This window comes from Pseudomonas sp. GL_135 (assembly GCF_057834665.1).
Map to the genome: position 1 here is coordinate 4461850 of NZ_CM174408.1, position 22174 is coordinate 4484023.

Annotated in this window: 19 protein-coding genes; 5 read left to right on the forward strand and 14 right to left on the reverse strand. The window is 60.7% G+C overall.

The features are described 5' to 3' along the window. The first annotated feature begins 5 nt into the window (after positions 1 to 5). Together AC3ISG_RS19800 and AC3ISG_RS19805 are read left to right on the forward strand one after the other, a co-directional pair. Positions 6 to 1454, forward strand: coding sequence for a dermonecrotic toxin domain-containing protein (locus tag AC3ISG_RS19800; protein WP_489297768.1), 1449 nt, complete (start codon positions 6 to 8; stop codon positions 1452 to 1454). Between the two features lie 17 nt (positions 1455 to 1471). Next, positions 1472 to 2938, forward strand: coding sequence for a membrane-targeted effector domain-containing toxin (locus AC3ISG_RS19805; RefSeq protein ID WP_489297769.1), 1467 nt, complete (start codon positions 1472 to 1474; stop codon positions 2936 to 2938). 99 nt (positions 2939 to 3037) lie between these two features. Here the strand turns inward: AC3ISG_RS19805 and guaA are convergent, their stop codons facing one another. The 3 genes from guaA to AC3ISG_RS19820 form a co-directional block, all read right to left on the reverse strand. After that, positions 3038 to 4615, reverse strand: a complete 1578-nt coding sequence (guaA, locus tag AC3ISG_RS19810) for a glutamine-hydrolyzing GMP synthase (RefSeq protein ID WP_172610857.1) — start codon at positions 4613 to 4615, stop codon at positions 3038 to 3040. A gap of 98 nt (positions 4616 to 4713) precedes the next feature. Next, positions 4714 to 6183, reverse strand: a complete 1470-nt coding sequence (gene guaB / locus AC3ISG_RS19815; RefSeq protein WP_122535039.1) for an IMP dehydrogenase — start codon at positions 6181 to 6183, stop codon at positions 4714 to 4716. 127 nt (positions 6184 to 6310) lie between these two features. Beyond that, positions 6311 to 6859: a sugar ABC transporter ATPase gene (locus AC3ISG_RS19820; protein WP_489297770.1), complete on the reverse strand. Its 549-nt coding sequence runs from the start codon at positions 6857 to 6859 to the stop codon at positions 6311 to 6313. A gap of 135 nt (positions 6860 to 6994) precedes the next feature. Here AC3ISG_RS19820 and xseA point away from each other — a divergent pair, with 135 nt between their 5' ends. The 3 genes from xseA to leuA all read left to right on the forward strand — a co-directional run bounded on the left by xseA (position 6995) and on the right by leuA (position 11351). Continuing rightward, positions 6995 to 8374, forward strand: a complete 1380-nt coding sequence (gene xseA, locus AC3ISG_RS19825; RefSeq protein ID WP_489297771.1) for an exodeoxyribonuclease VII large subunit — start codon at positions 6995 to 6997, stop codon at positions 8372 to 8374. Between the two features lie 3 nt (positions 8375 to 8377). Beyond that, positions 8378 to 9220 carry a peptidoglycan DD-metalloendopeptidase family protein gene (locus AC3ISG_RS19830; protein ID WP_272632385.1) on the forward strand — a complete coding sequence of 281 codons (843 nt, stop codon included), beginning with the start codon at positions 8378 to 8380 and terminating at the stop codon, positions 9218 to 9220. A 448-nt stretch (positions 9221 to 9668) separates the two neighbouring features. Then, positions 9669 to 11351 (forward strand): 2-isopropylmalate synthase, encoded by a 1683-nt coding sequence (leuA, locus tag AC3ISG_RS19835; RefSeq protein ID WP_172610849.1) that lies wholly within the window; start codon positions 9669 to 9671, stop codon positions 11349 to 11351. 91 nt (positions 11352 to 11442) lie between these two features. Here the strand turns inward: leuA and AC3ISG_RS19840 are convergent, their stop codons facing one another. The 11 genes from AC3ISG_RS19840 to pilW all read right to left on the reverse strand — a co-directional run bounded on the left by AC3ISG_RS19840 (position 11443) and on the right by pilW (position 22173). Next, on the reverse strand, positions 11443 to 11850 hold the full coding sequence (locus AC3ISG_RS19840; RefSeq protein ID WP_122623410.1) for a hypothetical protein: 408 nt from the start codon (positions 11848 to 11850) through the stop codon (positions 11443 to 11445). Between the two features lie 125 nt (positions 11851 to 11975). Further along, a complete protein-coding gene (locus tag AC3ISG_RS19845; protein WP_489297772.1) occupies positions 11976 to 12407 on the reverse strand; it encodes a hypothetical protein in 432 nt (143 codons plus the stop codon). Positions 12408 to 12465: 58 nt separating this feature from the next. Then, on the reverse strand, positions 12466 to 13257 hold the full coding sequence (locus AC3ISG_RS19850) for an amidohydrolase (protein ID WP_489297773.1): 792 nt from the start codon (positions 13255 to 13257) through the stop codon (positions 12466 to 12468). Continuing rightward, positions 13245 to 14393 (reverse strand): pyridoxal phosphate-dependent aminotransferase, encoded by a 1149-nt coding sequence (locus AC3ISG_RS19855; RefSeq protein WP_489297774.1) that lies wholly within the window; start codon positions 14391 to 14393, stop codon positions 13245 to 13247. Before AC3ISG_RS19855 ends, AC3ISG_RS19850 begins: the two co-directional genes overlap by 13 nt. Before the next feature lie 117 nt (positions 14394 to 14510). Next, a complete protein-coding gene (der, locus tag AC3ISG_RS19860; protein ID WP_065990003.1) occupies positions 14511 to 15983 on the reverse strand; it encodes a ribosome biogenesis GTPase Der in 1473 nt (490 codons plus the stop codon). A 149-nt stretch (positions 15984 to 16132) separates the two neighbouring features. Next, entirely contained in the window at positions 16133 to 17284 is a 1152-nt protein-coding gene (bamB, locus tag AC3ISG_RS19865) for an outer membrane protein assembly factor BamB (protein ID WP_122535029.1), read from the reverse strand. Further along, positions 17277 to 17918: a tetratricopeptide repeat protein gene (locus tag AC3ISG_RS19870; protein WP_122535028.1), complete on the reverse strand. Its 642-nt coding sequence runs from the start codon at positions 17916 to 17918 to the stop codon at positions 17277 to 17279. Before AC3ISG_RS19870 ends, bamB begins: the two co-directional genes overlap by 8 nt. Positions 17919 to 17956: 38 nt before the next feature. Beyond that, a complete protein-coding gene (gene hisS / locus AC3ISG_RS19875) occupies positions 17957 to 19246 on the reverse strand; it encodes a histidine--tRNA ligase (RefSeq protein ID WP_489297775.1) in 1290 nt (429 codons plus the stop codon). Between the two features lie 21 nt (positions 19247 to 19267). Continuing rightward, on the reverse strand, positions 19268 to 20377 hold the full coding sequence (gene ispG / locus AC3ISG_RS19880) for a flavodoxin-dependent (E)-4-hydroxy-3-methylbut-2-enyl-diphosphate synthase (RefSeq protein ID WP_065990008.1): 1110 nt from the start codon (positions 20375 to 20377) through the stop codon (positions 19268 to 19270). 3 nt (positions 20378 to 20380) lie between these two features. Continuing rightward, a complete protein-coding gene (locus tag AC3ISG_RS19885; RefSeq protein ID WP_489297776.1) occupies positions 20381 to 21415 on the reverse strand; it encodes a RodZ domain-containing protein in 1035 nt (344 codons plus the stop codon). Continuing rightward, positions 21415 to 22173 carry a type IV pilus biogenesis/stability protein PilW gene (pilW, locus tag AC3ISG_RS19890; protein ID WP_122535025.1) on the reverse strand — a complete coding sequence of 253 codons (759 nt, stop codon included), beginning with the start codon at positions 22171 to 22173 and terminating at the stop codon, positions 21415 to 21417. The genes AC3ISG_RS19885 and pilW overlap by 1 nt, the downstream gene beginning before the upstream one ends. Position 22174: the final 1 nt, after the last annotated feature.

Genomic DNA, 22174 nt, shown 5'->3' on the forward strand with positions numbered 1-22174 from the left:
CGAATATGACCGTTGCACCCGCCTACCCGCCCGGTGCCTCCCTGAGCCACGACCGAACCGCCCTCATCAGCATGAGCGAGCGTCTGGTCGAGTCCTGCCCGGACATGCGCGAAATGGCCCGCAGCATCGCTCGAGAAATTCTCTTGCGCCAGACCGGTCACGACACCGAGCCGGATACGGTTTACTGGCACCGCTTCCACACGGCGGTCAGCAGTCCACGATCATTCAATGGCTGGCAGCACCGCGATGCGCCCTGGCAATCGATGACCCTCCCGCAGTTGGTCATGCACCGTTTCAACCCCCGTGATCAGGACAATGCCGACACCCTGCAGATGCTCAGCGGCTTCTATACCGCAGGCGCCGATGCCGACGCATTCGACGAGCGTAACGAGATCAGGATGCTGCCCGCCCAGGTCATGAGCGACTTCTGGGCCGTGGATTTCAAATCCCGCTATCAAGAGAAGTTGAAGACGTTCTGGCGCGACTTCGCTGATGATTTTCGCACCCTGGCCAAGGCCAACTTCATCGCCAGCGCTTTCGAAGACCATCAAGCGGGCTGGCTCAGCGAAGAGGATCTGCGAAGCGTCTTACGTGTGGCGAACGTAGAACCGTCCGAGTCACCGAGCCTGGCAACCCTGCAAGCCAGCGCGCCGGCCAGCGCCGAAGCGAGCGTCTGGACCTTTGACGTGATCGGCTACGAGGCCAGCGATATCCTGCGCATCGTGACCGCGGGCGGCCGGCAGATTCTCTACACCCCCGGCGAAGTGCAGGCGTTTCATGCCTTCGCCACACCCGAAGAGCTGCATGAGTGGCTGCTGTCGCAAAACAACCGCCCGGAACGACGTGCGCGTTTCATGGGGCATTTCCCGTTGTCGGCCCACGGCGAGGCAGATGAAAACATCGGGTTGTTTCACGGCCTGGACGTGCTCTACACCACATGGGACGCAGCGAATCCCGGCGTGATCAATCAACACAGCCAGCACGTGTTGGGCGACCCGTTCGCTCATCTGCGCGACGCGATCCGAGCGCGGATGTTTGCCGACGCTGACCTGGCACTGCATTCCAACGGCGACCTGCGCAAGCAGATGTGGATCGGCTATCTGCGGTCGTTCTCTCAGCTTTCCGGTGCACTGGCAGCGATTGACTGGCCGATTGCGCTGGCAGCCGTAGGCGCCGGCATCGCCGACATGGGCCTCAACATTGATCAGGCCATGAACGGCGCGAGCACGGCGGAGCGCAAGGCGGGGGTCATCGGCGCCGTGAGGGCCAGCATCGACGTCCTGTTCAACAGCACCTTTCTTGTCGACGGGGAAGCGATATCGGAAGGCGAGTTGCTGCGGCCTGAACCCGAGGGACGCCAGTACCCGAAGTCGATGGGCCTACTGATGGGTTCGTTGAAACGCCGGGCTTCGAACCCGAATCCGTTTACCCCTCTAAGCGCAACGATGGGCTGAATTCTTTCGAGACCAACATGCTGCTGGATGCCTTCGAGCCCATACGTGAAGAGGGCAGGATGAACGGCATCTACCTGACCGATCAGGGCGAAACCTTCATCGAGATCGATGGCTTCGCCTACGCCGTTCGCTACATCAACGAACTGAAATCCTGGGCCATCATCGACCCGACAAACCCCTACTCGTTTTACCGAAACGTGCCTGTGCGCCTTAACCCTGCCGGGGCATGGGAGCCTGTCACACCCTTGGGCCTGTCAGGCGGCGGGAAGGTGCTCGGCAAGATGGGGCCCGGTCGTGGGGTCGGCGTTTCTCCCCAGACGAGCACCCTCCCCAGCCCATACGAAGTGCCAGTGGCGCTGAGGACTGATGTCATGGATGGCGCGCAATATGGCGGCCGCTTTGTCGACGATCGCTATCACAGCGCCGATTTTGACAAGCCCGACCCGTACGACGAGTTCAAGCGCATCCGTCGCAATCTGCGCGACGACGCCAACGCATTCTTTAACACGCTCGAAGTGCCAAGACGTCCAGCAATGCCAGAGCTGCCAACCAACGCGCCGCTCAAACGTGCGCTCAAGATAGTATTCAAACGCTCATCGGGCCTGGTCATCGGCGAGAGCCACGAGGGGATCGGCAGCAAACAGTTTTTGATCGAACAGATGCCGCTGCTCACCAAGCTCAAGGTGAAAACCCTGTATATGGAGCACCTGCTGACCGACTTTCACCAAGCGGATCTGGACGCCTTTTCGAAGTCCGGCGAGTTGTCACCAACGCTTGAGGCTTACGTCGAGTCACTGGACAAGGGCCACCGGACCGACCCCACAGGCAAGTACACCTTCATGACGGTGTTGAAAGCAGCGCGAGAAAACCGCGTTCGCGTTCGGGCTATCGACTGCATGGCCAGCTATCGCATCGGCCGAATCGAAGGCGCGGATCACACGCTGCGACAGAAAATGATGAATTACTACGCCAAGGGCGTTATCGACGCAGATCAGTCGGCGCAGATCGGTGGTAACTGGGTGGCACTGGTGGGTAATTCCCACGCCAATACGTATCAGGGCGTCCCCGGTCTTGCGGAACTGGAAGGTGCTGTAGGGCTGCGCATTGAAGACGTTCGTGTGACTGAGTCGGCGGGAATAACGCCAGACCCCGGCGTTGAAATGACCGACACGGTGGGCCGTCGTGCGGGACACGTACAAAGTGATCTGCGTCTGCAAGTGCTCGTCGCCCCACCCCGAATTGAGCTCAGCCTGGAGGACAAACTGCCTCGACCGGGCATGTTCACCCTCGATGACAGTGATGGTCACCTCGCAATCGTCCACCGCAGCAACGAAGGCACGGCGGTTCGTACCGAGATCAAACGAGAGGGCAAGCGCGTCTATATCGATCGGCCTAAATGGCGGCGGGTAAGCGGACGTCGGTTTGAGACATTGGGGGATTTGACGTCGGCGCTGGAGCTGATGGGGATGACGTGGGTGCGTTGAGGCTTTGAGGCTTTGAATGCAAAAAAGCCGGGGGATGCGATGATGGCCCCCCCCGGCCTTTATGCTACGACGTTATAACGAGTTCAGATCAGAAGTTGATCATTCCCACTCAATCGTCGCAGGCGGCTTGCTCGACACGTCGTACGTCACGCGCGAAATGCCTTCGATCTCATTGATGATCCGGCCACTCACTGTTTCCAGCAGCTCGTAAGGCAGGTGTGCCCAACGTGCGGTCATGAAGTCGATGGTTTCTACGGCACGCAGGGCCACGACCCAGGCGTAACGACGGCCGTCGCCGACCACGCCAACCGATTTTACCGGCTGGAACACGACGAACGCCTGGCTGACTTTGTGGTACCAGTCGGCTTTGCGCAGTTCTTCGATGAAGATGTGGTCTGCGCGACGCAGCAGGTCGGCGTATTCCTTCTTCACTTCACCGAGGATGCGCACGCCCAGGCCCGGGCCCGGGAATGGGTGACGGTAGACCATGTCGTACGGCAGGCCGAGTTCGAGGCCCAGGCGACGGACTTCGTCCTTGAACAGTTCGCGCAGTGGCTCGACCAGTTTCAGGTTCATTTCTTCCGGCAGGCCGCCCACGTTGTGGTGCGACTTGATGACGTGGGCCTTGCCGCTTTTGGCGCCAGCGGACTCGATCACGTCAGGGTAGATGGTGCCCTGGGCCAGGAACTTGATATTGTCGAGCTTGGTCGACTCGGCGTCGAACACGTCGATGAAGGTGCGCCCGATGATCTTGCGCTTCTTCTCTGGATCGCTCTCGCCGGCCAGGTTGTTGAGGAACTGGTCTTCGGCGTTGGCGCGAATGACCTTCACGCCCATGTTCTCGGCGAACATGGCCATGACTTGCTCGCCTTCGTGCAGGCGCAGCAGGCCGTTGTCGACGAAGACGCAGGTCAGTTGGTCGCCGATGGCTTTGTGCAGCAGCGCTGCGACCACCGAGGAGTCAACACCGCCGGACAGACCCAGCAGGACGTTGTCGGTACCCACTTGAGCGCGAACCTGGGCGATGGCGTCTTCAGCGATCTTCGACGGGGTCCACAATGCTTCGCAGCCGCAGATGTCGAGGATGAAGCGCGACAGGATGCGACCGCCCTGCTTGGTGTGGGTTACTTCCGGGTGGAACTGCACGCCGTAGTAACCGCGGGTGTCGTCGGCCATGCCGGCGATCGGGCAGCTAGGGGTGCTGGCCAGTACGTGGAAGCCTTCCGGGATTTCGGTGACTTTGTCGCCGTGGCTCATCCATACGTCGAGACCGAAAACGCCGTCAGCGTCGACGTGGTCTTCGATGCCATCCAGCACGCGGCTCTTGCCGACGATATCGACGCGGGCGTAACCGAATTCACGCAGTTCGGAACCGGCTACGCGGCCGCCGAGCTGCTCGGCCATGGTCTGCATGCCGTAGCAGATGCCGAAGATCGGCACGTTCAGGTCGAACACGGCCTGCGGCGCGCGCGGGCTGTCGGCAACGTGGACGGACTCGGGGCCGCCGGCGAGGATGATGCCTTTCGGGGCGAATTCGCGGATCGCTTCGTCCGACATGTCGAACGGGTGCAGTTCGCAGTAAACGCCGATTTCGCGAACGCGACGGGCGATCAGCTGGGTGTACTGGGAACCGAAGTCCAGGATCAGGATGCGGTGGGCGTGAATGTCGAGGGCCATAGTCATTCTCGTCGAAAATCAGAAACAAGACGGGGCTGTCATGAACAGCCCCGGTAAACAATTCGTGAAGCGCGCCTGAGTCATCAGGCGCGTTCCGATCAACCTACGCGGTAGTTCGGCGCTTCCTTGGTGATCTGCACGTCGTGAACGTGGGACTCAGCCATGCCGGCACCGGTGATGCGCACGAATTCAGGCTTGGTGCGCATTTCGTGGATGTCGGCGCTGCCGGTGTAACCCATCGAGGAGCGCAGGCCGCCCATCAACTGGTGAACGATGGCAGTCAGGGAACCCTTGTACGCAACGCGGCCTTCGATACCTTCCGGTACGAGCTTTTCCGCGCCGTCGGACGAGTCCTGGAAGTAACGGTCCGACGAGCCCTGGGCCTGGGACATTGCGCCCAGCGAACCCATGCCGCGATAGGCCTTGTACGAACGGCCCTGGAACAGCTCGATCTCGCCCGGGGCTTCTTCGGTACCGGCAAACATCGAACCCATCATCACGCAGTAAGCGCCGGCAACGATGGCCTTGGACAGGTCACCCGAGAAACGGATGCCGCCGTCGGCGATCAGCGGAACGTCAGTGCCTTCCAGTGCCGACGCCACGTTGGCGATGGCGCTGATTTGCGGGACGCCCACGCCAGCGACGATACGGGTGGTGCAGATGGAGCCAGGACCGATGCCGACCTTGACGCCGTCAGCGCCAGCTTCGACCAGTGCGAGTGCAGCGGCGCCGGTGGCGATGTTGCCACCGATGACCTGCACGTCAGGGAAATTCTGTTTGACCCAGCGAACGCGGTCGATCACGCCTTTGGAGTGGCCGTGGGCGGTGTCGACCACGATAACGTCAACGCCCGCAGCAACCAGCGCGCTGACGCGTTCGCCAGTGTCTTTACCGGTGCCGACCGCAGCGCCGACACGCAGACGACCCTGATCGTCCTTGCTCGCGAGAGGCCAAGCTTTGGATTTTTCGATGTCCTTGACGGTCATCATGCCCTTGAGCGCGAACTTGTCGTCAACGATCAGGACTTTTTCCAGACGGTGCTTGTGCAGCAAGTCGCGCACTTCGTACTTGTCGGCGCCTTCGCGGACGGTGACCAGACGCTCTTTCGGCGTCATCACTTCGCGAACGGCGATGTCCAGGCGGGTTTCAAAACGGACGTCGCGGGAGGTCACGATGCCGACGAGCTCGCCGTCATGCAGGACCGGAACGCCGGAGATGTTGTGTTGACGGGTCAGTTCGAACAAGTCACGAACGGTGGCGTCAGCCTCGATGGTGATCGGATCCTTGACCACACCCGCTTCGAACTTCTTGACCTTGCGCACTTCGGCAGCTTGCTGCTCGACGGTCATGTTCTTGTGGATGATGCCGATGCCGCCTTCCTGAGCCATGGCGATTGCCAGACGGGCTTCAGTGACGGTGTCCATAGCGGCGGAAACGAGGGGGATGTTGAGTTCGATGCCACGGGTCAATCGTGTTTTCAGACTGACTTCGTTGGGAAGCACCTCGGAATAACCGGGCACAAGGAGAATGTCGTCGAATGTAAGGGCTTCTTGGCTTATACGCAGCATCGCTGGGCTCCCGAGCGGGAAAATGGAAGCGCGCCATTGTACCCAGACACCTGCACTATCTCAATGTAAAGATCAGGCTATTTAGCGTACGAGCGAGATTAATGCCGTCTATCACTGCACAGCACCTCTACAGCCTGACTTTGACATGGGACACCGGACGGTCCATACGCTCGGCAAATGCCTCGACGAAGCTGCTTTTGAAACCGGCATCCAGCCAATTATTGAAAATGAACCCCAGATTCGAGAACCCGCACGGCTCCAGAAACAGAAACCCGTTGATGTCGTCTTCATGGCGGCATTCGGGGCACATGAAGTTGTCGGTATGGCCCGGCATCCAGTCTTCAAGGCTGTCGAACAGGGCTTCGCCGATCTCGCGCCGACACTCTGGACAACCGGCCTCCTCCTTGAAGCCCTGCTGCGGGGTATAGATGCAGCGCTTGAGGACAATTTCCAGACCGTTGACCGGTTGACCGAATGGCAAGGCGTCAGGGTCTTCGACAAAGCGGCGCGCGCCCGGCGCAACCGCGTAGGCCATGCGGTTGAAGCTGCGCCCACAGGTGGTCAGAGATTCTTCGACGACGTTCAGCTTCACCAGCCAGCGCAGGATCGCCCGCGCCTTCGCTTCGTGCGCAGGAAAGCTGGAGATTTGCGGGACGATGATACTTTGGGTGTCCATGACGGGCCTGTCTGACAAGTAATCGGGGGCGGCAGCTTAATCGCGCTGTCGGTGACGTCAAGTATGGCCGTCGGGGCGCGCGTCGTCAGCGATCTCATCTGGTGACCCGTGCCCCAATGCCTTTATGATGCCGCCATGATCAAAGACCCCTTCGCAAGACTCGGCCTTGACCGGGACGTTCTCACTGTCAGCCAGCTCAACGGCCGCGCACGCGTGCTGCTGGAAGATGTGTTTTCCAGCATCTGGGTGGAGGGCGAGATTTCCAACCTCTCGCGTCCGGCCTCCGGGCACGTTTACTTCACGCTGAAGGACTCCGGCGCCCAGGTGCGTTGCGCGTTGTTTCGCAGCAACGCGGCGCGGCTACGTCAGGCGTTGAAGGACGGCCTGGCGGTCAAGGTACGCGGCAAGGTCTCGCTGTTTGAGGGTCGCGGCGACTACCAGCTGATTCTCGACACCGTCGAGCCTGCTGGCGATGGCGCGCTGCGTCTGGCCTTCGATGCGTTGAAGGAAAAGCTCAGCGCCGAAGGGATGTTCAGCGCCGAGCGCAAGGTCGCCCTGCCCCTGCACCCCAAGCGCATCGGCATCATTAGCTCCCCGACCGGCGCAGTGATTCGGGACATCATCAGCGTGTTTCGTCGTCGTGCGCCCCAAGTCGAACTCACCCTGATCCCAACAGCCGTGCAGGGCCGCGAAGCCATCGGCCAGATCGTGCGCGCCCTGAAGCTCGCTGACGGCCGCGGCTTTGATGCGTTGATCCTCGCCCGGGGCGGCGGCTCGCTGGAGGACCTCTGGTGCTTCAACGAAGAAGCCGTTGCCCGCGCCATTGATGCGTGCGTGACGCCGATCGTCAGCGCAGTCGGCCACGAAACCGACGTGTCGATCAGTGACTTCGTCGCCGATGTGCGCGCCCCGACGCCCTCCGCTGCCGCTGAACTGCTGGCGCCGGATTCAAGTGATCTGCACCGCCGTGTCGACAGCCTAGAGCGCCGACTGATCAGCCGCATGCAGGACCGGCTGATGCGCGAGCAATTGCGCTTGGACGGTATTTCCCGCCGCTTGCGTCACCCTGGTGAACGGTTACGCCAACGCGCCCAGCGCCTCGACGACCTGGACATGCGCATGCGACGGGCTTTTGAGCAGCAGATGCACAAGCGCCAGGTGCGCATGAGCCATCTGGAGAGCCGCCTCGCCGCGCAACATCCGGGACGCACGCTGATGTTTCTGCGTCAGCGCCTGGCGGTACTGGCCGAGCGGCTGCCCCGTGCGATCAAGGAGAACCTCAAGAGCCGTCGCCTGCACCTGCAAAGTCAGGTGCAGACGCTCAACGTGGTCAGCCCGCTGGCGACCCTCGGCCGTGGTTACAGTATTTTGCTGGATGAACGCGGCAGGGCCATTCGCGCTGCCGAGCAGACGCATCAGGGTCAGCGCCTGACGGCGAAGCTGGCCGACGGCGAACTGCAAGTGCGCGTCGAAGACAACCATCTGACGCCTGTCACCCTTTCACTTCTGGATTGATCAATGCTGCCTCTTCTATCCCGTTCGTTGGCCACTGCTGCCTTAGTCTTTTGTGCTGCCTTGCCCGCCTACGCTGACAGCTACATTTCCCGCCTGCTCAACAAGCCCGTGCCAGGCGGCGTAGCGGTGGTCGATCTCGGCCCCGCGGCACAAGCGCCCAAAGCCACGTGGCAGGGCAAGCCGGTGCTGGTGGTCAAGGATCAGGACGCGCGCTGGCTGGCCATCGTCGGCATTCCGTTGAGCATCAAGCCTGGAACCTCGCAGCAGGTCAGCAGCGGCAGCCGTAACCTGCCCTTCGTGGTCGGCGAAAAGAAATACCCGGAGCAGCGGATTACCCTGAAGAATAAGCGTCAGGTCAATCCTGACCCGGACGACCTGAAGCGCATCGAACAAGAGCTCGACGTGCAGGTTCGCGCCTACCGTACGTTCAGCCCGGTTACGCCGAGCAATCTGTTGCTGGACAAACCAGTGGACGGGCCGCTCTCAAGCAAATTCGGTGTTCGACGCTTTTTCAACGGTGAGGAGCGAAACCCTCACGCGGGACTGGATTTCGCCGTTCCTGCGGGTACGCCTATCAAGTCGCCTGCGGCGGGCAAGGTGATTCTGATCGGCAATTACTTCTTCAATGGCAACACGGTGTTCGTCGATCACGGACAGGGCTTCATCAGCATGTTCTGCCATATGTCGAAGATCGACGTGAAGGTCGGCGATGCCGTGCCTCGCGGTGGCGTAGTCGGGCGAGTCGGTTCGACTGGCCGCGCGACGGGGCCGCACATGCATTGGAACGTCAGCCTGAATGACGCGCGTGTGGATCCGGCGATTTTCATCAATGCGTTTCAGCCGTAATGCTTGAGAGGGCCGAGTAGCCCTGTAGGACTGGCTTTAGCCGGGAAGGGATCAGGCGCTGCACTGCAAATCTGATGGTGTGAGTTCTGGCGCTTTCCCGGCTGAAGCCGGTCCTACCATAACAGCCGTTGCGGTCAGCCCCAACCGTGACGGCAATTTAATCGGGCAATTCCCCGAAATACGGCAATAACATCTCGACCACAAGTCATTAGCGCTAACTTCTCTCAATTTTTCCCAACCGCTTGCCAGCTTTCACCCCATTGGTTACGTTTGGCGACATGAAAACCTCTCACACCCTCATTCTGATGCGTCAACATCGCTGCCTCTGCCTCGTCAGTGCACGACTGCAAAGCTGAACGCGGTGCCTCGACGCTCACCCGCAGTGCTACTCTCGCATCAACCGGCTGGCCGCCTTCTTTCGGCCCTGAGTACAACAAGGATTATTCACATGACCATGCTCAAAGATCCCTCGACGAAGTACCGCGCCTTCCCTGTCATTGACCTGCCTGACCGCACCTGGCCTTCCAAGACCATCACCGCGGCGCCGATCTGGTGCAGTTCCGACTTGCGTGACGGTAACCAGTCGCTGATCGAGCCCATGGATGCGGTCAAAAAGCTGCGTTTCTGGAAGACCCTCGTGCAAGTCGGCGTCAAGGAAATCGAAGCCTCCTTCCCTTCTGCGTCGCAGACGGATTTCGACTTCGTGCGCACACTCATCGAAGACGGCCACATCCCGGACGACACCACCATTCAGGTCCTGACTCAGGCCCGCGAAGACCTCATCGCACGGACGTTCGAGTCCCTGCGCGGTGCAAAAAAAGCCATCGTCCATTTGTACAACGCCACCTGCCCGTCCTTCCGCCGCATCGTCTTCAATCAGGACAAAGCGGGCGTGAAAGCCATCGCAGTGAATGCCGCCCAGCTGTTCGTCAAATACGCCGCGCTGCAGCCGGAAACCCAATGGCAGTTCGAGTACTCGCCTGAAACATTCAGCGCCACCGAGCTGGAGTTCGCCAAGGAAGTCTGCGACGCCGTCATCGAAGTGTGGAACGCGACGCCGCAGAACAAGGTGATCCTCAATCTGCCAGCCACCGTCGAAGTCGCCACCCCGAACATCTACGCCGACCAGATCGAGTGGTTCTGCCGCAACATTTCCCGTCGTGACAGCGTGATCATCAGCCTGCACACCCACAATGACCGTGGCACCGGCGTCGCCGCGACCGAGCTGGGCCTGATGGCCGGCGCGGATCGTGTCGAAGGCTGCCTGTTCGGCAACGGCGAGCGCACCGGCAACGTCGACCTCGTGACCGTCGCGCTGAACATGTACACCCAGGGCCTGAATCCGCAGCTGGATTTCTCCGACATCGACGGCGTCCGCAAGGTGGTCGAGGAATGCAACCAGATTCCGGTGCACCCGCGTCATCCGTACGTCGGCGATCTGGTGCACACCGCGTTTTCCGGCTCTCACCAGGACGCGATCCGCAAGGGCTTCACCCAGCAGAAGGACGGCACGCTGTGGGAAGTGCCTTACCTGCCGATCGACCCGGCTGACATTGGTCGCAGCTACGAGGCGGTCATCCGCGTTAATAGCCAGTCCGGTAAGGGCGGGATCACTTACCTGCTCGAACAGGAATATGGCATCTCCCTGCCCCGTCGCATGCAGATCGAATTCAGCCAGGTGGTTCAGGGCGAGACCGATCGTTTGGGCCTGGAGATGACGGCTCAGCAGATTTACTCGCTGTTCAAGCGTGAATACCTGCAGGCCAACAAGCCCTACGCGTTGGTCAGCCATCGCTTGCAGGAAGAGAACGGCAACAGCGCCGTGGAAGTGGTCGTGACCGGCATGGGCGACAGCGAGAGCAACCTGCGCTGGAAAGGCACGGGCAACGGTGCACTGGAAGCGCTGGTCGCCGGCCTGCCGGTTTCGGCCGAGATCATGGATTACAACGAACATGCCATTGGCGCAGGCACCACGGCCAAGGCCGCTGCCTACATCGAGTTGCGTGTGGATGGCGACCGCGCGGTGCATGGCGTTGGTATCGACGAGAACATCACCACTGCGAGCTTCAAGGCGCTGTTCAGCGCGCTCAATCGAGGCTTGCTGCAGGCTGACGCGACGAAGGCAGCGTAAGCGCCGGCAAGCACGCTGCGTGGTAATACACGCTGCGACAAAAAAGGCCCTGAAGTGCAAGCTTCAGGGCCTTTTGTTTAACGCCGGATTGTCAGGCCGTGGTGTCGACTTTGACTTTCATCAAGTTCAACAGGGAAGCCTGCAGTGCGCCCAGTTGAGCCATGGTCCCGGAAATTTGCTGCTGGATAGCCATGACCTGCGTCGCCTTCAGCTCATCGGGCGCCTTGCTGCCTTGAGCCGCGGCCAGCTGAGCCTGCTGCTGCTGAAGAATCTTCTGAGTTCGCTCAATCTGCTCCTGCAACTGCTTGATCATCTCCTCCTTCATGCTCGGCGCGTCGCCTGACTCAGTGGCGGCAGACGCCTTGGAGTCTCCATACACATTGCCGCGCAGCTCGACACTGGCAGCCTTGGCATCGCTCTTGGTGGAGTCGTCGGTCTTGACGGCAGCCGTGAACACGCTGGAGTAAGCACCCAACGAACTGGTGTTGATAGTGGTCATGATGAACTCCTTATGAGGTGCACGTTGTATCGGCCAGCGTACAAACATCTAAAGTCGAATTTATTGCACCCACAGGAACGCCCCACGACCGAGGTCATGGAGCAGTTTGTCTCTTAATGAGTGAATCAGGCGGTGGTGTTGATGCTGCCGGACTTCTGCAGTTGCAAGAGGGCCGCCTGCTCCGTGGCCAGGCTGGCGGTGGACGACGAGATCTGTCCCTGAATCGCCATCACGCGCGCGGACTTTTCCTCGTCGGTGCCGGCGCTGGCCTGGGCGGCAGCGAGCTGCTGTTGCTGCTCTTGCAAGCGCTTCTGGGTTTCCTTGATCTGCTCTTCCAGCTTCGCGATGGCCTGCTCGCTGGTGCTGGAAGAGTCAGATGCCCCACCCGCTCCGCCAGCGCCACCTGCCGCAGTGGCTGTGATCGATGCAGATGCTGACGTGGCATCGGTGGTGGTCGAGGCGTCGCTGTCAGCCGCCGTTGCCATGGCGTCTTTCTTTACCGCGACCGTGAAGCGGGTGGAATACGAACTCAATGAGGATGTGCTGATGGTGGTCATACCGATCTCCTGTCTGGATACAACCGCTATCGACCACCCGCCCCTCAACTCCATGACGTTACTGTATCTCGAATGTATCCGCGTCGAGACAGGCCGGGAATTTCTCGCGATACGCCGCCAGACTCTGCGCTGACAAGCTGACCTGAAACACCCCGTCTGCCTCGCCGATGTTCAGCAGGCTCTCGCCCTGGAAATCCAGCACTTGGCTGTCGCCGGTGTAGGCGAAGCCCTTCCCATCAATGCCGACGCGATTCACCGCCGCGACGTAACAGAGGTTCTCGATGGCCCGCGCTGGCAGCAAGCGGTTCCAGTGCAGACGGCGAGCGCCCGGCCAGTTGGCGGTGTACAGCAGCAGATCGGTATTCTGGGCGTCACGGCTCCACACCGGAAAACGCAGGTCGTAGCAGATCAGCGGACGAATCCGCCAGCCCTTGAGCTCGAACTGCACCTGGCGCTCGCCCGGGCTGTAATGCTCGTGCTCCCCAGCCATTCTGAACAGATGGCGCTTGTCGTAATGCAGCAGCTCGCCGTCCGGTCGCGCCCACAGCAGGCGATTGCGATGGCTGCCGTCAGCGGCGCGAATGATCACGCTGCCGGTCACCACCGCCTTCAGTTGCCTGGCTTGGGCCAGTATCCACTGAGCCGTCGGGCCGTCTTCGGGCTCGGCGAGCAGTTCGGATTCCATGGAAAACCCGGTGGTAAACATTTCCGGCAGGATCACCAGATCCGCGCCTTGGGCCTGGGCCAGCAGTTCTTCGAAGTGAGCGTGGTTCGCCGGGGCGTCGTGCCAGACCAGCGTGGTCTGAACCAGCGCGATATTCAAATTGGGCAGCGTGGTCAGATCGCGCATAGTTTTTCCGCTGCCAGACGCAGCGTCTCCTCACGCTTGGGAAAGCACAGCCGGATCAGGCGCTGGCCTTCAGGCGGATTCTGATAGAAAACCGAAATGGGAATGCTCGCCACGCCGTGCTCGCGGGTCATCCACAGCGACATGTCCACGTCGTTGAGATCCGGGCGAATCTGCGAATAATCAACGAGCTGAAAGTACGTGCCGCTGGCGCGCGTGAAGGTGAAGCGCGAGGCTTCCAGACGATCGCAGAAATAGTCGCGTTTGGCCTGATAGAACGCCGGAAGTTCGTCGACGTGTTCAGGGTGCGCCACCATGAAATCGGCCAACGCCCATTGCAACGGCGTGACGCCACAGAATGCGACGAACTGATGGATCTTCCGTGCTTCGGCGGTCAGTGCAGGCGGCGCAACGAGGTAGCCGGTTTTCCAGCCGGTGACGTGGTAGGTCTTGCCGAACGAACTGACCACAAACGCGCGCTGATAGAGTTCGTCATGGGCCAGTACGCTGGCGTGTTGCAGGCCGTCGAACACCAAGTGTTCATAGACCTCGTCGCTGAGCACGTAAATGTCCCGATCCCGAATCAACGCAGCCAGGCGATCCAGTTCCTCGCGGGTAATCAGCGCGCCGCTGGGGTTGTGCGGCGTGTTGATAACGATCATTCGAGTGCGAGGGCTCAACGCGGCGCTGAGCTTTTCCCAGTCGATGGCGAAGTCACCGTCCTTGAGCTGAACATGGACGCAGCGTCCACTGGCCAGTTCCACCGAAGGCGCGTAACTGTCGTAGCACGGGTCGAAGACGATGACTTCATCGCCGGCTCTGACAACCGCCTGGATCGCGCAGAAGATGGCGTGGGTGGCGCCGGGCGTGATGGTGATTTCGCTGTCGACGCCGACCTGACGGCCGTAGCAGCGAGCGATCTTGGCGGCGACTTGCTCGCGCAATGCCGGCAGCCCGGCCATCGGCGCGTATTGGTTGTTGCCGTCCATGACGCGGCGGCACAAGGCTTCTCGCAGTGCATCGGGCCCATCGAAATCGGGAAAACCCTGGGACAGATTGATCGCCCCTGTTTCGGCGGCAAGCTGTGACATCACAGTAAAAATGGTGGTGCCAACGTTCGGCAGTTTGCTGGTGATCATGGGTTTTCCTGCTCCACTCCCGATACCTGAAGGGCTCGGGGACTGGCAGGATAGCCCAGATATCGCGCACAAAAAAAGGCGCCACTGGCGCCTTTTCCGAGAAAGACCTTTACACGATCAGCGCTTGTCGCGGCGCTTCTTGTCGGCCTTCTTGTGGTGCGACATCATTCGACGCTTCTTGTTGACCTGGCGGTCGGTCAGCGTGTTCTTGTTGCCTTCGTACGGGTTTTCGCCGCCCTTGAACTCGATGCGGATCGGCGTACCGACCAACTTGAGCACGCGGCGATAGGTGTTCTCGAGATACCGAACGTACGACTTGGGTACTTTCTCGACCTGGTTACCGTGGATCACGATCAACGGCGGGTTCGCGCCACCCAAGTGAGCGTAACGCAGCTTGATACGGCGGCTGCCGACCATGGGCGGTGCGTGCTCGCTGACCGCGTCTTCCAGGATCTGGGTCAGGCGGCTGGTCGGCCAGCGGGTCACAGCGGATTTGAACGAGTTCTGCACCGACTGATACAGGTTACCCACGCCGGTGCCGTGAAGCGCCGAGATGAAGTGGATGTCGGCGAAGTCGACGAAGAACAGCCGACGCTCCAGCTCGACCTTCACATAGTCGCGCTCGCTCGGCACCATGCCATCCCACTTGTTCAGTGCGATGACCAGCGCCCGACCGGACTCAAGGGCAAAGCCCAGCAGGTTCAGGTCGTGGTCGACGACGCCTTCACGGGCGTCCATCACGAAGATCACCACGTTGGCGTCTTTGATCGCCTGCAGGGTTTTGACCACGGAGAACTTTTCGACTTCTTCGTGGATCTTGCCGCGCTTGCGCACACCGGCGGTGTCGATCAGCGTGTACTTTTCCTCGTTGCGTTCGAACGGGATGTAAATGCTGTCGCGGGTGGTGCCGGGCTCGTCGTAGACGATGACCCGGTCTTCACCGAGCATGCGGTTGACCAGCGTCGACTTGCCGACGTTAGGACGACCGATGATCGCGATCTTGATCCCGTCCTTCTCGCTCGGACCCGGAATGCGCTTGGCTTCCTGACCTTCGGCAACGACTTCCTCTTCTTCGCCTTCTTCGACTTCGTCAGCGTCTTTCGGGAAATCACGCAAGGCGATTTCGAGCATCTGGGTGATGCCGCGTCCGTGAGCGCCGGCCACCGGAATCGCGTCACCCATGCCCAGCGGTGCAAACTCGGCGCGGGCCATGTCAGGGTCGATGTTGTCGACCTTGTTGGCGACGACGTAGGACGTCTTGTTGCGCTTGCGCAGGTGCTCGCCAATCATCTGGTCGGCGGCAGTGAAGCCTGCTTTGGCGTCAACGAGGAACAACACCACATCGGCTTCTTCAATGGCGAGCAGCGACTGCTCAGCCATTTTTTCGTCCATGCCGTGTTCGTCACCGGAGATACCGCCGGTGTCGATCAGGATGTAGGAGCGCCCTTGCCACTTGGCCTCACCGTATTGGCGATCACGGGTCAGACCGGACAAGTCGCCGACGATGGCGTCGCGAGTCCTGGTCAGGCGGTTGAACAAGGTGGACTTGCCGACGTTCGGTCGACCCACCAGGGCGATTACGGGAACCATGCGGCTCTCCACTTCGTTATTTCAGAAAATACAAAAGCCGCTGCAAGGCAGCGGCCGGAGTTCGGAGCGACACCGAAGCGTCGCAGGCCCCATGAAAGCGGGGCCGCTTGAGGAAGTCCAAACACGACCGCCTCAAGCATAGACAGCCACTACTTGATCGTCAGTGCTTCCAGCTTGCCGCTGTTGCCGAAGACATAAATGGTGCTGCCGGAGACCAGCGGGCGGGCACGCAGGCCATCGCTGTCAATCTTTTCACGGGCGACGAAGTGGCCATCGACCTGACTCAGCAGGTGCAGATAGCCTTCCATGTCACCGACCGCAACGTAGCTGGAAAACACTTCCGGCGCGCCGAGTTGACGACGGGCCAGCGAGTCGTTGCTCCACAGACCGGTGGACGAGCGCTCATCGATGCCTTCCACGGTGCCGTTGGCCAGCGAAACGTAAACGCTGCCGAAGCCCTGCGCCACACCCGAATAGCTCGATGCGTCACGCTGCCACAGCACGCGGCCGCTCTGCAGTTCCAGACCGGCTACGCGGCCCTGATAAGTCGCGACGTACAGCGTGTTGCCGGACAGCAGCAAGCCGCCGTCGATGTCGACCACACGATCAAGCTCGGAGCGACCTGTCGGAACGGCAACGCGCTGCTCCCAGGCCGGGACGCCGTTGTTGATATCCAGCGCCACGACCTTACCGGTCGACAGCCCGGCAATGGCCAGCGAATTGGTGGCAATCGGTGCGCCGGTGCCACGAAGTGTAAGAACCGCAGGACTGCTCTCGTAGATCCAGCGCTGATCGCCAGTGATGGCGTCATAACCGATAACCCGATCGTCCTGAGTCTGGGCAACCACGACACTGCCGTTGGTGGCCGGAGCGGACAGCACTTCGCTGGTCGCCTTGGATTTCCACTTCTGTTCGCCGGTGGCTTCGTCGAGAACGATGACTTCGCCGCGCAACGTGCCCAGCATGACCAGACCGAAACCTACGCCGACGGCGCCGGAGACCGGTTGCTCAAGCTCTTTTTTCCAGACCACGTCACCGTTGCTGCGATTGATCGCCATGACCAGACCGTTCGCGTCGGCAGCGTAGATGTTCTCGCCGTCGATGGCCGGGACCAGCATGTTGTATATATCGCCCTGACCGTCACCGACGGAACGGCTCCACAACTTCTGCAGGGTCACTTCTTCCTTGAAGTCGACGAGCTCTGCCGGAGGCAGCTCTTTTTTGCTGTTGCTGCTGCAACCCGCGGCCAGAATGGCCAGAGCCAGCAATGCTGCATGTTTCCAACGAATCACGTCACGCATCCCCTTTCGCCAGATCGTCGAGCTTCATTTGCAGACCGCCAACAGCCGCTTCTTCGGAAAGCGCCGCCTTGGCCTTTTTGTATGCAGCGTAGGCATCATCGGTACGACCCAGCTGCACCAGCAGGTCACCGCGGAGCTCTTCACGGCTGGCCGCGAACGACGTGTCGGCCTGACCGTCAAGCAACTTGAGCGCATCTTCAGCCTTGTTCTGTGCGGCAAGCACGCGAGCCAGACGCTGACGGGCGATCTCACCCAAAGTCGTATTGGCCGGCTTGTCGGTCACGGATTTCAGCTCGTTCGCGGCGTCATCCAGCTTGCCCGTGTCTACAGCCACCTTGGCCACAAACAGGCTGCCGTACTGAGCGTACGCAGTGCCGCCGAACTCGCTCTTCAGCTTGCCGGCGATCTCGGCCACACGGCCTGCATCAGCCTGGCCGCTAGGCGTCAGTGCGGTTTCCAGCAATTGCTGATAAAGCGCCGAACCACCCTGTGCCTGGTTGTTCTGATAGCGCTGCCAGCCTTGCCAGCCCAACACCACGATCACCGCCAGCAGGCCGCCGGTCACCAGAGGCTTGCCGTTACGCTGCCACCAGTCCTTTACGGCAACCAGCTCATCATCATCGGTACTCGACACCCCAATACTCCTATTCGCTAAATCGGCTTTTGTCTGCTTCAACCCTGCGAGATGCAGGTGGCCAGGTGCTCGGAGAGAGCATCCCAGGCAATATTTTGTTGTTCGCCCTGACCACGCAGCGGCTTGACGCCCACTTCCTTGCGCGCCAGCTCTTCATCGCCAAGGATCAGCGCGTACAGTGCGCCGCTCTTGTCGGCCTTCTTGAACTGGCTCTTGAAGCTGCCAGCCCCGGCATTGACGTGCAGGCGCAGGTTCGGCGCCTGATCGCGCAAGCGCTCGGACAAGGTCAGCGCCGCCAGCTCGGCGGCCTCGCCAAAGGCGCAGACGTAAACGTCGACCGTACGGGCGATTTCTTCGGGAACCTGCTCCAAGGTCTCCAGCAGCAGCACCAGACGTTCAATGCCCATGGCAAAGCCCACGCCGGAGGTCGGCTTGCCGCCCATCTGCTCGACCAGACCGTCGTAACGGCCGCCCGCGCAGACGGTGCCCTGAGCGCCGAGTTGGTCAGTGACCCACTCGAATACGGTTTTGCTGTAGTAATCCAGGCCGCGCACCAGCTTCGGGTTGATCACGTACGGGATGCCCGCCGCGTCGAGACGCGCCTTCAAGCCTTCGAAGTGAACCCGGGATTCGTCGTCCAGGTAATCGGCCAGCTTGGGTGCATCGACCAGCACAGCCTGGGTTTCAGGGTGTTTGGTGTCGAGCACACGCAGCGGGTTGCTCTTCAGGCGGCGCTGGCTGTCTTCGTCCAGTTGCTCGTGACGCGCAGAGAGATACTCGACCAGCGCTTCACGATAACGGCCGCGGGCTTCACTGGTGCCCAGGCTGTTGAGCTCCAGCTTGACGGCATTGCGGATACCCAGCAGGCCCCACAGGCGCCAGGTCAGGACGATCAGCTCGGCGTCGATGTCCGGACCATCAAGGTTGAACACCTCGACACCGATCTGGTGAAACTGACGATAACGGCCTTTTTGCGGACGCTCGTGGCGGAACATCGGGCCGATGTACCACAGCTTCTGCACCTGACCGCCGCCGGTGATGCCGTGTTCGAGGACCGCACGCACGCAGGCCGCCGTGCCTTCGGGGCGCAGGGTCAGCGAATCGCCATTGCGGTCGGCGAAGGTGTACATCTCTTTTTCGACGATGTCGGTGACTTCGCCGATGGAGCGTTTGAACAGGTCGGTGAACTCGACGATCGGCATGCGGATCTGGCGATAACCGTAGTTATCCAGCAAACGCGATACGGTGCCTTCGAAGTAGCGCCACAGCGGCGTCTGATCCGGCAGGATGTCATTCATGCCACGAATGGCTTGCAGAGACTTACTCACAAATATTCCTTGGAAACTGGGTTAGCCGCGCGCGATCAGCGCTGCGTCGGCCTCGACCTTTTCGGCCGCTCTCTGACGGATCAAGCGTTCAAGCTGTTCCACCAGATTGTCATTTGTCAGCTTTTGCGCCGGCTTGCCATCGATGTAGATCAGGTTCGGCGTGCCACCGGTCAGACCAACGTGGGCTTCTTTAGCCTCGCCGGGACCGTTTACCACGCAGCCGATCACCGCAACATCCAGCGGGACCAGCAAATCTTCAAGGCGCCCTTCCAGCTCGTTCATGGTTTTGACCACATCGAAGTTCTGCCGCGAGCAGCTCGGGCAGGCGATGAAGTTGATGCCACGGGAACGCAGACGCAGCGACTTGAGGATGTCGTAACCGACCTTCACTTCTTCAACCGGATCGGCAGCCAGGGAAATCCGAATGGTATCGCCGATCCCTTCGGCCAGCAGCATACCTAGGCCGACGGCTGATTTCACTGTGCCTGAGCGCAAACCGCCCGCTTCAGTGATACCCAAGTGCAACGGCTGGATGATTTGTTTGGCCAAGAGGCGATAAGCCTCGACCGCCATGAACACATCCGAGGCCTTGACGCTAACCTTGAAGTCCTGGAAATCCAGACGGTCCAGATGCTCAACGTGACGCAGTGCGGACTCGACCAAAGCCGCCGGCGTTGGCTCGCCGTACTTCTTCTGCAGGTCTTTTTCCAGCGAACCGGCATTGACGCCGATACGGATAGGAATGCCGCGATCACGGGCCGCCTCCACCACCGCGCGGACGCGGTCTTCGCGGCCGATGTTGCCCGGATTGATCCGCAGGCAATCGACGCCCAGTTCGGCAACGCGCAGGGCGATTCGATAATCGAAATGGATGTCAGCGACCAGTGGGACCTTGACCAGCTGCTTGATACGGCCGAAAGCCTCGGCAGCGTCCATGTCCGGCACCGAGACGCGAACGATGTCCACACCCGCGGCTTCCAGACGGTTGATCTGGGCGACGGTGGCCGCGACGTCATTGGTGTCGCTGTTGGTCATGCTCTGCACTGCGATCGGGGCATCGCCACCGACCGGCACCGAGCCGACCCAGATTTTACGAGATTCGCGACGTTTGATCGGAGATTCGCCGTGCATGACTTATTGCCCTAGCTTCAGGCGAGCAGTTTCGCCACTGGTGAAAGGTGCCACATCAACCGGCTGACCGTTGTAGCTCACTTGCGCGCCACGAGCGAAGCCCAGGCGCAGGGTCAGCGGCGGCTTGCCATTGACGTCGAGGCTGTCGCCTTTTTTCTTGAGACCGCTCATCAGCACTTTGCCATTGCCATCGGTGACTTGGGTCCAGCAGTCGTTGACAAACTGGACCTGCACGCGGCCGGCACCTGCCGGTACAGGCGCAGGGTCAGCCGTCGCACTTGGCGCGGTGGTGACAGGTGCAGTGGTCGCCGGCGTTGGCGCTACGGTAGTGACCGGCGCGGTCGCGTTCGACGCGGTATGTGCCGGAGCTATCGGTGCGGTGGTGGATGTGCTGTGGGGAACAACAGCGCCTGCAACCGTGCCAGTGGCGGCGGATGCACTGCTGGATGCAGCAGGCGCTTCAGGCGCGGACGCCGGCTCGGCGTTATTCAACGGCAGCGCGGTCTGGCCTTGAGCCACAGCTTGATCTTCCGGCTCGTCAAGCGGATGAATCTGCGTGGTGCCGTCAGCGCTTTCGACTTCGACGTGTTCCATGCCCAGATTGGTCGGTTCCTTGCCGCGCAGCGTGGCTTGATCCTGCCACCACACGAAGCCGCCGCCGATCAATGCGATGAGCAGCAACAGGCTGACGATGCGCAGAATGTTGTGAGACAGGCGCACCGGCTCTTCGATTCGGCCCAGCGCATGAACGCTGCTGCCCTTGCCGTCGGTGCCGGTGTACTGATCGAACGCACTGACCAATGCAGCTTGATCAAGGTCCAGCAGCTTGGCGTACGCGCGTACGTAGCCGCGAGCAAAAGTATGGCCGGGGAGCTTGTCAAAATCGCCCGCTTCCAGATGAGTCAGGGACCCCACGGTGAGGTTAAGCCTCAACGCCACATCTGGCAGCGACCAGTTCTTGCTCTCGCGGGCCTGACGCAATGTTTCGCCTGGGTTCGTGCGAGTGGCTGCTACAACTTCGGGATGCGCCGCTTTCATCATTGCTCCGACAGGTATTGCTGATATTCCGGCGTACCGGGATAGAGTCTTTTTAGAAGCAACCCGTAACTGGCCGCCTTGTTGCGATCATCAAACACCTTCGCCAGCCGCGTACCGAGCAGCAGGCTCCGCGCATTCTGCTCGCTCAACTGGCTGAAACGCTCGTAGTAATCGCGCGCTGGCACATAATGCCTGTCTTCGTACGACAACTCAGCCATTTCCAGCAACGCGCGTGGCTGCTGACGATCGAGACGCAGCGCCTTGTCGAAATGCTCACGGGCGGTGACGCGATCGCCCAGCATCACCGCGGTCATGCCGAGATTCTCGAAAACCCGGGCGCGCTCGGCGTAGAGGTTATCCTCGGCGGCCTGCTCGAAACGCTCGTAGGCTTCCTTATAACGCTTCTGCTGGTAGAGAAAGCTGCCGTAGTTGTTGAGAATCCGCGCGTCTTTGGAACGTGCCGACAATGCTTTCTCGTAATACTGGTTCGCCAGCTCCGGTTCCATCTCGGCTTGAAACACCAGAGCCAGCGCGGCATTGGCGTCTGCGTCGGAGCCATTGAGCTCAAGCGCTTTCTTCAGAGGTGCCTTCGCACGCTCCATCTGGCCCTGCTGAAGATAGCCCAATCCCAACTGCACATAAGCTTGACGAGCCTCGTCACGTCCCTTGCTGGTACTCAGCGGATCGACGTTGCCGGTGGACACACAACCGACCAGCAGCGTGGCAAAACAGAGCAGCAGCGCAACGCGCAGGAGCATA